The 10254-nt window shown below is 51.2% G+C and carries 7 protein-coding genes and 1 pseudogene; all 8 read right to left on the reverse strand.

Annotation, left to right across the window (positions count from 1 at the left end):
- Window positions 1–495 (reverse strand): quinolinate synthase NadA (locus AQR02_RS30410; protein WP_148449245.1); only part of this gene is annotated, 495 nt, incomplete at its 3' end.
- A 300-nt stretch (window positions 496–795) separates the two neighbouring features.
- Complete coding sequence (ftsH, locus tag AQR02_RS30415) at window positions 796–2850, reverse strand: ATP-dependent zinc metalloprotease FtsH (RefSeq protein WP_054944016.1); 2055 nt, start codon at window positions 2848–2850, stop codon at window positions 796–798.
- A 110-nt stretch (window positions 2851–2960) separates the two neighbouring features.
- A complete protein-coding gene (gene hpt / locus AQR02_RS30420) occupies window positions 2961–3500 on the reverse strand; it encodes a hypoxanthine phosphoribosyltransferase (protein ID WP_054944017.1) in 540 nt (179 codons plus the stop codon).
- 45 nt (window positions 3501–3545) lie between these two features.
- Complete coding sequence (gene tilS / locus AQR02_RS30425) at window positions 3546–4988, reverse strand: tRNA lysidine(34) synthetase TilS (protein ID WP_054944018.1); 1443 nt, start codon at window positions 4986–4988, stop codon at window positions 3546–3548.
- 82 nt (window positions 4989–5070) lie between these two features.
- Window positions 5071–6009 (reverse strand): protein kinase domain-containing protein, encoded by a 939-nt coding sequence (locus AQR02_RS30430; RefSeq protein ID WP_054944019.1) that lies wholly within the window; start codon window positions 6007–6009, stop codon window positions 5071–5073.
- A complete protein-coding gene (locus AQR02_RS30435; protein WP_054944020.1) occupies window positions 5999–6745 on the reverse strand; it encodes a vWA domain-containing protein in 747 nt (248 codons plus the stop codon). The genes AQR02_RS30430 and AQR02_RS30435 overlap by 11 nt, the downstream gene beginning before the upstream one ends.
- A gap of 374 nt (window positions 6746–7119) precedes the next feature.
- Window positions 7120–9630, reverse strand: a complete 2511-nt coding sequence (gene spoIIE, locus AQR02_RS30440) for a stage II sporulation protein E (RefSeq protein WP_108722129.1) — start codon at window positions 9628–9630, stop codon at window positions 7120–7122.
- A gap of 345 nt (window positions 9631–9975) precedes the next feature.
- Window positions 9976–10254: pseudogene (locus AQR02_RS30445) on the reverse strand (RNA-binding protein S1); the annotation flags it as partial.

The raw sequence follows: 10254 nt of genomic DNA on the forward strand, positions 1-10254 counted from the left end.
ATAATTGCCCAGATTCTTGTCCGGCACCCAGATGATTTCCTCCGCGTCGAGCGATTCAATCACCTTGACGGCGTTGGCTGAGGTACAGCAAATATCCGTTTCCGCCTTAATCTCAGCCGACGAGTTAATATAGGTGACCACCTTGGCGTTCGGATGCTGCGCTTTGAGCTTACGAAGCCCATCCACGTTGACCATATCCGCCATTGGACAGCCAGCACGTTCGTCCGGAATCAGTACGGTTTTGTTCGGAGCAAGAATCTTGGCGCTTTCGCCCATGAAATGTACACCGCAGAATACAATAACCTCCGCATCGGTCTCCGCTGCCTTTTGGGCCAGTAAAAAAGAATCCCCCCGGAAATCCGCTACCTCCTGAATTTCATCACGCTGATAATAATGAGCCAAAATAATTGCATTCCGTTCCTTCTTAAGCTGTTCGAGGCGCTCACGAAGTTCACGGTTCTGTTCCTGCTTGCGCTCAAGCGCCAGAGCTTCCACGGTCTGTTCTCCCCCTTAATTCTTATGGCTAATCAAAGATTATACCAGTTACCCGCTGCAATCAGATATGCAAAGCCACTCAGCTCTGCTATTTCAAGGTATATTTATTATTTAATATTTAATCACTAATGTACACAACGTTCCACCCCCTGTCAATGTGACCAGGCAAGCAGCAGCGCCCTGCATAGGCAGCACAAAGACATATAACCTCGGGCATATCCATGCTTATATTACAAAAAAACCGGAGAACCCATGGGTTCTCCGGTTGAACTGTATACTCTTTATTCCTTCATGGGCAATTTAGACCAGGCTTCCGCCGCCGTCTTTATTACCGCCGTTCGGATCATTTCCGTCCTCGGAATCCGGTTTGTTCGGGATATCCTTGGTCAGATCAGGCAGTGTAGCTGAATCATCATCAGTTTTGCCCTGAATACGAACACGCACATCACCGATAGAATCAATGACTGGCTCCCCAGCTTCATGAGTCACCCCAGGAACTTCTTCCGGTTTGCCATCCTCAGTCAGGTACCCTTGCTCAATCAGTTCTTTGATCTGATCAAGTTCCAGCGTTTCCTTCTCAAGGAGTGTGTTAGCAATCAAGTGCATTTCCTTAGAATACTTAGTCAGCAACTCACGGCAGCGCTCATAGCAGCTGCGGATAAAGTTCTGCATTTCCTGATCGATTTCGTAAGCAATGGAGTCACTGTAGTTCTGCTCATGCCCGATATCACGGCCAAGAAATACCTGGCCTTGGGAGGTACCGAACTGCATAGGTCCAAGCTTGTCGCTCATACCGTATTCCATAATCATGCTGCGCACGATGCGCGTAGCCTGCTGGAAGTCACTGTATGCACCTGTTCCTACTTCACCGATAAACAATTCTTCGGCCACGCGTCCGCCGAGGAGTCCGGTTACTTTATCCAGCAATTCCTGCTTGGTAACAAGCATACGGTCTTCCTTAGGAAGCATAATGACATATCCGCCTGCGCGTCCGCGCGGGATAATTGTTACTTTGTGAACCATGTCAGCATGCTCCAGGAAGTAGCCAACGATGGTATGACCTGCTTCGTGATAAGCGACGATGCGCTTCTCGCGGTCACTGATGACACGGCTGCGCTTCTCAGTACCGACAATTACACGGTCAATCGCTTCATCCACTTCCCGCATAGTAATATCCTTGCGGTTACGGCGGGCAGCGAGGAGTGCTGCTTCATTCAGCAAATTCTCCAGATCGGCACCGGTAAACCCGGTAGTACGCTTAGCGATAACATCAAGTCTTACGTCCTTCGTAAGCGGCTTATTGCGGGAGTGAACCTTCAGTACAGCTTCACGGCCTTTCACGTCAGGGCGGTCAACCGTAATCTGACGGTCAAAACGTCCCGGACGGAGAAGCGCCGGATCAAGTATGTCCGCGCGGTTAGTAGCCGCGACGATAATAATACCTTCATTGCCGCCAAAGCCATCCATCTCGACGAGCAATTGGTTGAGCGTCTGTTCGCGTTCATCATGTCCGCCGCCGAGTCCGGCGCCGCGCTGACGGCCCACTGCATCGATCTCATCAATAAAGATGATACATGGAGCATTCTTCTTGGCATTCTCGAACAGGTCACGTACACGGGAAGCACCGACACCGACGAACATTTCTACAAAGTCGGAACCGGAAATACTGAAGAAAGGAACGCCTGCTTCACCGGCAACTGCACGGGCCAGCAAGGTTTTACCTGTTCCTGGAGGACCGACCAGCAGTACCCCCTTAGGAATACGGGCACCTACTGCAGCAAACTTACGCGGATCCTTCAAGAACTCGACCACTTCGACCAGTTCCTGCTTCTCTTCATCAGCACCAGCAACATCCTCGAAGCTGATCTTCTTCTTCTCTTCATTGTACAGGCGGGCTTTGCTCTTGCCGAAGTTCATCACTTTGCCGCCGCCGCCCTGCGCATTATTGAACAGGAAGAAGAACAGGATGAACATAATTACCAGCGGGATAATGGAAGAAAGGAATGTCAGCCAGATGCTGTCGCCTTCCATTTTCTTCTGGGTCAACTCTACGCCATTGGAATCACTGGCGTCTATGAGTTCATTGATGGCTGCATCAGTAGGAGGAACATATGTGGAGAAGCTTTTCGATTTGGCATCAGTCGGCAAATTTTTGTATTCACCGGTAACCAAGAAGGCGTTACCTTCAAACTGAATCGTCATGCTCTTCACATTGTTAGTTTTGATCTCCTGCCGTAACTCATCGTATCTAGGGAAATCGGCGGATTCATTTCCATTGCTGACAAACTGGACAATGCCCACCACGACTAAAAATAAAATCAAATAAAAACCAGAATTCCGGATGAACCGATTCATCCCCTACCTCCTCTCACAACGCTCAAGTTATTGTACCATAGCCTGCCCGGAGTCCTCAAATAACATCAGGTCCGGGAATCTGATCCGTAGATCTAAGGCTGTCGATTAGTTCATTTGGAATAAATTTCAGGCTTCAGTACACCGACATAAGGGAGGTTCCGATATAGCTCGGCATAGTCTAGTCCGTAGCCGACCAGGAATGCATCAGGAATCACAAAACCGGTATATTCGGCTTCAAGATTAACTGCACGGCCTGACGGTTTGTCGAACAGGGTGACTACTTTGACAGAAGCAGCGTTGCGGCCCTGCAGCATGTCAATCAAATAGCTGAGCGTAAGACCGCTGTCGATAATGTCCTCTACAATAAGAACATCGCGGCCTTCAACTGATGTGTCCAAATCCTTGATGATTTTGACAATACCGGATGACTTGGTCGTACCACCGTAGCTGGATACTGCCATAAAGTCCATTTCAACGGGTACTGTAATGACTTTAACCAAATCTGCCATAAAGATAAACGCGCCTTTTAGCACACAGATCACTAAAGGCGTGCGTCCTGCATATTCTTCGCTCAGCTGGGCGCCGAGCTCCCTGATTCTTTGTTGAATTTCCTCTTGGCTGATCAAGATTTCCTGAATATCGTTCTGCAACTTGCGAACCTCCTAAGTTATACTATGAAAGACTTACAGCGACCATTACGTTTCTCCGCTTTTCTCCAGTTCTTCCAGAGTTAAGAGCAGAACCGAGGCCGTGTGCCGCCCTACTGCGGCATGCATCGAGCGTCTTACGCCCGGAATCCAGACGATATTGCCCGAACCATCACAAACGAGGGGGATTCTAGAACGTTCGGAAGAAGGTATTTTATCATCAATGTAAATATCTTTTACCTTTTTGCTTCCGTTTAGTCCCATAACCCTTATGGTATCTCCAGGCAATCGGGAACGGACGGTCAGCGGCAGCACCAGCTCATCACTGTCAAACCAGGCTGACATCTTCCCGGAATCCTCCCCCTGTAAAGCAAAGCTTTCCCTCTCCAGCACCGTCATTGTCATTGCTTTTCCGATTTCCCATAACTCAAGGCGGGAGTCGGGCAAAGACAGCCGATATGTATAGCTAACCTGCTGCTGCGGAGGCTTGGACGAGAACAAAATGGTATCATATTGCCGCACACAGATCAGCCCCCCACCCAAATCCAGACTCCATACGGTAGGATGTTCCTGCAGCGTCCCCCGGCGCACTGCTTCGATCTTGGAAAAATCCAAGGTTCGTGAATCCGCCGACAGATAATTTAATATTAGTTTAATCAAACGCCGTTGTAAAGCGGAGGGCACGGCCGCAAATGAAGCTCTCTTAAAGGTGTATTTTCCATGCTCGAACAAAACTATCTCTTCGAAGCATTTTAACGCATTCGCCTCCATAAATTCATCTTCCGCTCCGGCAATTTCGGACAGCTGCAGGAGCGACTGCTTTACTTTGGGGTTATACTTCTCCAGCATCGGCAGCACCTCCAGCCGAACCGCATTCCGCTTATATTTCATAAGCAGATTGCTGGCATCCATGGCATAAGCAAACCCTTCACTCTGACACAGCCCGATAAGAGCTGTTTTGTTAATACGCAGAAAGGGGCGGATGAGTTCCACCTTTTTTTCGGTTCTTTTCCAGCGCATCCCGGCCAGTCCCGAAGGACCGCTGCCGCGCAGCAGCCGCATCAGCACCGTCTCCGCCTGGTCATCAGCATGATGCGCCAGTGCGACGGCGCGCGCGCCGTGCCGCTTAGCCGTTTCAATCAGAAACTGATAACGTTTCTCCCGCGCTGCCCCCTCCGGTCCCAGACCGCTTTTCTTCACAATAGAGGGAATATCAAATTCAGCCAGCTCAAAGGGTATACCCAGCTCATCCGCCAGCGCGCGGACAAATTCAGCCTCCTCCTGTGACTCTGCTCTAAAACCGTGGTTCACATGGGCACACACCAGATTTAGCGGTGTCCGGTTCAAGGATATCTCATGCAAAATACGCAAAAGAGCCACAGAGTCCGGTCCTCCGGAAACTGCGACTACAATGGTGTCATGGGGCGCCCACAGCTCATGCTCGGCCGCGGACTCCATTACGTACTGCACTAGTTCATTCATTTGCTCCATCTGCGGCTTCCTTTCCTGCCTGTTAAATACAAGAGCTCTGAGCGGCATATTCGGCCTTGAATCATATGTAGTATGTATTATGTCAAAAACGGAGCACCCAGTAAATTGTAAAGGCCAGCACAAACAAAGAAAGTGCAAAGGCATTCTTCAGCCAGCGAGGAGTTGCCATGACTTCCTTAGCAGGTTTACGCTGATTATAGATATGATGCTTCCACGCCGCCGCTGCCGCCGCCGATCCGGTGAACCCGCCCTTCAGCGCCAGGCACAGCCAGGAGGAAAGCTTTTTGTCCGGCAAATTTCTGACCAGTCTGATCAGCTCATCCACGCTACGGGTCTGCGGAAGCTGCTGGGCGCAAGCCTTAAGCCCGTCTTCATTAAGCAAGCGAAGGCACAGCACCGCAAATGAAAAAAGGTCATAGCTCTCATCCCCGGTACGGCTACCGGCGTTCCAGAACCCGCGGTCATGCCATTCGGTAAATTGCTTGACACTGCGACCCATAGGGCTTGCACCGCCATAATCAATCAGCTCGGCTTCCCCGTAATCCGATACCATCACGTTCTCCGGCTTCAGGTCCCCAAACACAAAACCGCATTCGTGGAGCAGTTGCAGCTTCTCCAGCAGCTTCAGTCCGACAAGCCCCAGCCAGGAGGCACCGTTTTTGGCCAAAAAATGATGCAGCGGCCGCCCCTCCACATAACGCATGACGTAAAACGGCTCATTGTCCCCGCCTTTAAAATCATCCGATTCCAGCAGATAAGAGGAGAGCGGAGATTCACGGCGTGCCCGGTACTCACTGCGCTTACGACAGGATTGAAGGGAAGTCAGCACATTGATTTCAGACTGCAGTTCAAGCGTGTCGTTTCCGACCTTGAGCGCATACTTCTCCCGTCTTCCTTCTCTTTGCACGAGATATACGGTTCCGTTCGCCCCTTTTCCCAGCAGCCGCTCGACAATATAGCGGTTCCCTCGCCATTTGCCTGAAATTACGGTACCTACCGGATAGGGTGGATTAGACGACATACCCACCAATCATCCCTTCTCGTTCATCCTGGTCCTCGCTGACGCGGCGGTCACGGTGTTCATCCAGTTTATCATAACGGTAATGCTCAAGCACCTTGAAAATCGCCGGTCCTGTCGGTGTAGCTCCCCTCATCTTCAGCCTGCTGAACAGGGAGCGGACTTCGGATACATCGCTGCTCCAGTCCATATCGAGCATGGCATCCTCGCTGCTGGAACGTCCGGGAAAATGGAACACGGCAAGCTCGCTGCGTCCTTCCCGCGCCTCCAGGCTAAGCGCCAAATCACGGATTGCCTCCTCAACCGCACCCAGCTTAGGCTTCATGCTTGCACTTGCATCTATGAGCAGTGCAATGCGCAGTGGTGTGGTCTCTGTAAGCTCATCTACCACAGTAACGACCTGCGAACGTTTAAGTGGAGGAAGCTCTTCCAGCGAGCCTTCACCGAGTATTTTTTTTACCTCTTTATTAACCGCCTGCTGAATCGTCTGAACCACGGTTTTCCGGGTCATCATCTGCATCGTCTGCGCCAGCTGCGGCGTGCCGACGATTCGGCTGAGTCCGCCGCCGGCTTTGGCGATATCCGCAATCTCCCGGCTCCCAAGCTCCCCGATCGTCCCGTAATCCACTACGCCAACGACATTCACGGTGATTCCCTCCTGCCGGGCATGCGCTGCAGCCATCACCGGACTTTCCCCCACGTTCGAACATCCGTCAGTAATGAGCAAGATCTGTCTCATACCTGTACACTCCCCTTTGCCTTGTTCTGTTTCTAGCATATCCAAGGTTGAGAGATTTCAAACGCCGCTTTGGCGGAGAAAGCATAGATTTAAAGAACTTGTGAAAATGCGTCACTGCGAGGAACTTTTGGGCTTCCGACCGCTGTTGTCCTCCGATTTCTTTGATTGAACCGCCCATTGCGGTTGAAATCGGAGAACAAAGGCGAACGCTAAGGCTTCTCCAGCTCCAAAATCCCTCTCCGTTCCGTAGATTCACATTACGGTTAAATCTGAAGGAGCACGCCGCTGAACCAGCGGCTCAGGACTGGCGAGTCTGGTGAATGACTCGCCTAAATTTGCTGAAGCTCGGATTTATTCATCATTTTAATGATAGATTAGCTTACGGTGCGCGGACGCTCCATCCGACCAATGCCGGGCATATGCAGGCTGGACCACTCCGGATGGAAATGATCAAGGCGGGTGACAACAATGGTCATGTCATCATGTATCTCATTGCCCTGATAACGGATTACCTTATCCAGCAGCTCATCGGCCATATCCTGCGGATCGTCGCCCTCGAGCTCCTGAATCAGCCGTTTCATCCATATCTCTTTATTAACGGCATATCCGGGCGCATCATAAATACCATCGGTCATCATAATAAGAATATCGCCCGGGCGCAGCTGCATGCTGATCAGATCGACTTCAATATCTTTTATAATCCCGATGGGCAGATTGCTTGAAGTAATAGGAATGACCTCGCTTCCCCGGCGGATAAAGCTCGGTGCAGAAGCAATCTTCATAAAGGTTGTCTGCGCCGAATACTGGTCTATCAGCGCCATATCCACCGTCGCATAGAATTCATCCGGTGAACGCAGCAACAGAATAGAATTGACGGATTTCACGGCCAGCTTCTCGTCCATTCCTGATTGCAGGAGCTTCTCCAGCATCGACAGCGCTGCGCTGCTCTCCATCCGGGCACGTTCGCCATTCCCCATCCCGTCACTGATGGATACCGCAAAGGTTCCGTTGCCCAGCTCCACCGTGCTGAAGCTGTCGCCGGAGAGCAAATCTCCTCCCTTAGCCGCACCGGCCACACCTGTGCTCACTTCATAAGCCTTCGCGGAGCCGAATGTGACCATGGACAATCCTTCACGCGGATGGACTGCCGTTTCACTGACGACGGCAATGTTCTCCTCCAGAATGTCAGAGAGCAGCGGGGCGATCATTTTGCGGCATTCATCAAATCCCCGAGTATAAGCATGGACTACCTCAATCTCAACCCGTCCGGGGTCAAGACTGAGAATCTCTATGCTGTGAATGGACAGTCCCAGTTTCTCCAATGCTTCACGGATCTGGCTTTCTTGCCGGTACATAGCCTGTCCCTCACGTTTAATCTCTTTGGCCAGATCCTCCATAACCTGGGAGACACCGGATAATTGCTCAGCAACAAATTGGCGGCTGTCGTATATTTGTCTTTTCCAGCGCATATCATGCTGGTAAAGATCATATTGGCCCTTCATGACCTCCAGCACCTCGGCCGTCTTTCCGCAAATTCGGCTCCACTCCGGAGGAAGCTGGGCGGCCGTTATATCCGGACACTCTTCTACCGTAGTCATCATATCTGTCATGTATCTGTAGGTCTGATAGAACTTGGCATCCCAGCAGTGGGTCCGGCGGATGCAGCCGGCGCAGGCGCCTTCGGTTACGGTGCTCATGAAATCCTCCATTTCACGATCCGTCTTCCCCGCTTCCCCGGCTCGGGGAATTTGGCCGAAGCTGCTGGACAGCTGCTGGAATACTTGGGAAAACTGCGTAACCCGGTCTGCCGTAATATCTCTTACTCTACGGGCATATTCATGCTGCGACCGGCTGTGATCGGCAGTGCCTGGTACATATTTGGCAATGGCAGAAATAATGCCTTTAGGTGTGAGAAGAAACAACAGCACAGCCGCACTCGTCTCCCAGGTTGAGGCCATTACATCACCCGGACCGAGAAAATAAACGGACAGAATGGTTGATCCGAGCAGCATTCCCATGGACACCGCCCCTTTACGCCCGGACTGCATCATACCGGCCAGCATGCCGGAGAAGGCAAGCAGGCTCATTTGGTAGATAGCCCCGATATCGGCAAGACTGAGAATTAAGCCTGTCACTACCCCAACGGCAGCGCCGAGTGGAGCACCGCCGGCCAGCGCAAACAGCAAAATGAGGTACCGGGATAATATGTGTTCGAGCGACAATCCGTCTACGGTCCAGCCTACAAGACCGGTCATTACGGAAGCGAGCAGAATGATCAGGCATAGGATCTCATCACTGCGCAGCGCCCGGCTTTTCTGCTTAAACGTAAAGAGCGGAAGCGCCTGCAAGAACACTAGTGTCAGCACAAACCCGAGAAGTGCATCAATGACGGACATCATCAGCGGATACCAGGCGATGGACGGCCCAATCACTACCCGGAACAGACCAACCATAAACGAGGATACGAATACCATCAGCGGTGCATAAGAGAGGTCTACACGCTGAAAATTCTCAAGCCCTTTATAGATCAGGAAGAAAATAATCAGTTCAGAAGCAACTACAATAGCACCAGGAAACGGAGTGAACAGACTGCCAATAACGATAGCCGCGGCCACTGGCAGCATAGAGTCTCTCCGCATAAACACAATGACTGCAAAGTAAGCTGCAGCAAAGGGTGATAGCTCGTCCAAAATCATGGCCCGTCCCAACAGAAAGCCCATAAGACTCAGCAGCAGCATCCATTTCTTGACTGTGATAAGCTGGATAAGCGGCAGCTTCAACCCCCAGTTCTTAAACCGCGTACTCCAGGCTTCTTCCTTCTGCACCTTGTCCTTGCTTCCAGCTTTGGCCCACTCCGGCAAATTCACCACATTGCTTTTATTCATTTCCTTTGCACCACCCGTTTAAGAATTTATGGTTCTCATTATAAGCGGGGGCTTCTATTAAAGTTTGTCAGAAACGGAGAGCGGCGCTCAAGAAATTTCCGACAAAAAAGCCTGCACCGACATTTTATGGAAATTTAGAGCTATCCCTTACGGGTCAGCGGATTGATAGACTTTTAGATTGCACTCCTATCAAAGATCAGAAAGCGCTACCGCAGACATTCGTCAGCGATTGCCCTGGAGTTATGTGAGATTGACAAGGATGCTGTCGGCAATTTGTGTACCAGCGACAAAAAAACCGCAAAGGGCAATTGCCTCCGCGGTTATTTATGATGTACAAGTATTGGATTACACGCGTTTGGCTCCACGGCCGCCGCGCTTTCCTTCTGTGTTCTTCTTGATCGAAGATATCCGTTCTTCGCTGTCTTTCAGGAAGCGTGACATTTTATCCTCGAATGAAGGTTTACCGGCTGCAGGCTTGAATGGACGCCCACCCCGTTCACGATTGAAACCACCACCACCGCCGCCGCCGCCGCTGCCGCCACCGCCGAAACGGTCTCCACCGCTTGGACGTTCAGGTCTTGGAGCTCTGGGGGGACGTACTTCCGATGCCGGCTTATCTACAGC

Origin of the sequence: Paenibacillus ihuae, assembly GCF_001368795.1 — a bacterium.
Taxonomy (GTDB): Bacteria; Bacillota; Bacilli; order Paenibacillales; family Paenibacillaceae; genus Paenibacillus_AQ; species Paenibacillus_AQ ihuae.

Bases quoted from the DNA above. Each gene is read 5' to 3' on its own strand.
- AQR02_RS30435 (WP_054944020.1), bottom strand. From the start codon at position 6,745: ATGAGACAGATCTTGCTCATTACTGACGGATGTTCGAACGTGGGGGAA.
- ftsH (WP_054944016.1), bottom strand. From the start codon at position 2,850: ATGAATCGGTTCATCCGGAATTCTGGTTTTTATTTGATTTTATTTTTA.
- AQR02_RS30430 (WP_054944019.1), bottom strand. From the start codon at position 6,009: ATGTCGTCTAATCCACCCTATCCGGTAGGTACCGTAATTTCAGGCAAA.
- tilS (WP_054944018.1), bottom strand. From the start codon at position 4,988: ATGGAGCAAATGAATGAACTAGTGCAGTACGTAATGGAGTCCGCGGCC.
- spoIIE (WP_108722129.1), bottom strand. From the start codon at position 9,630: ATGAATAAAAGCAATGTGGTGAATTTGCCGGAGTGGGCCAAAGCTGGA.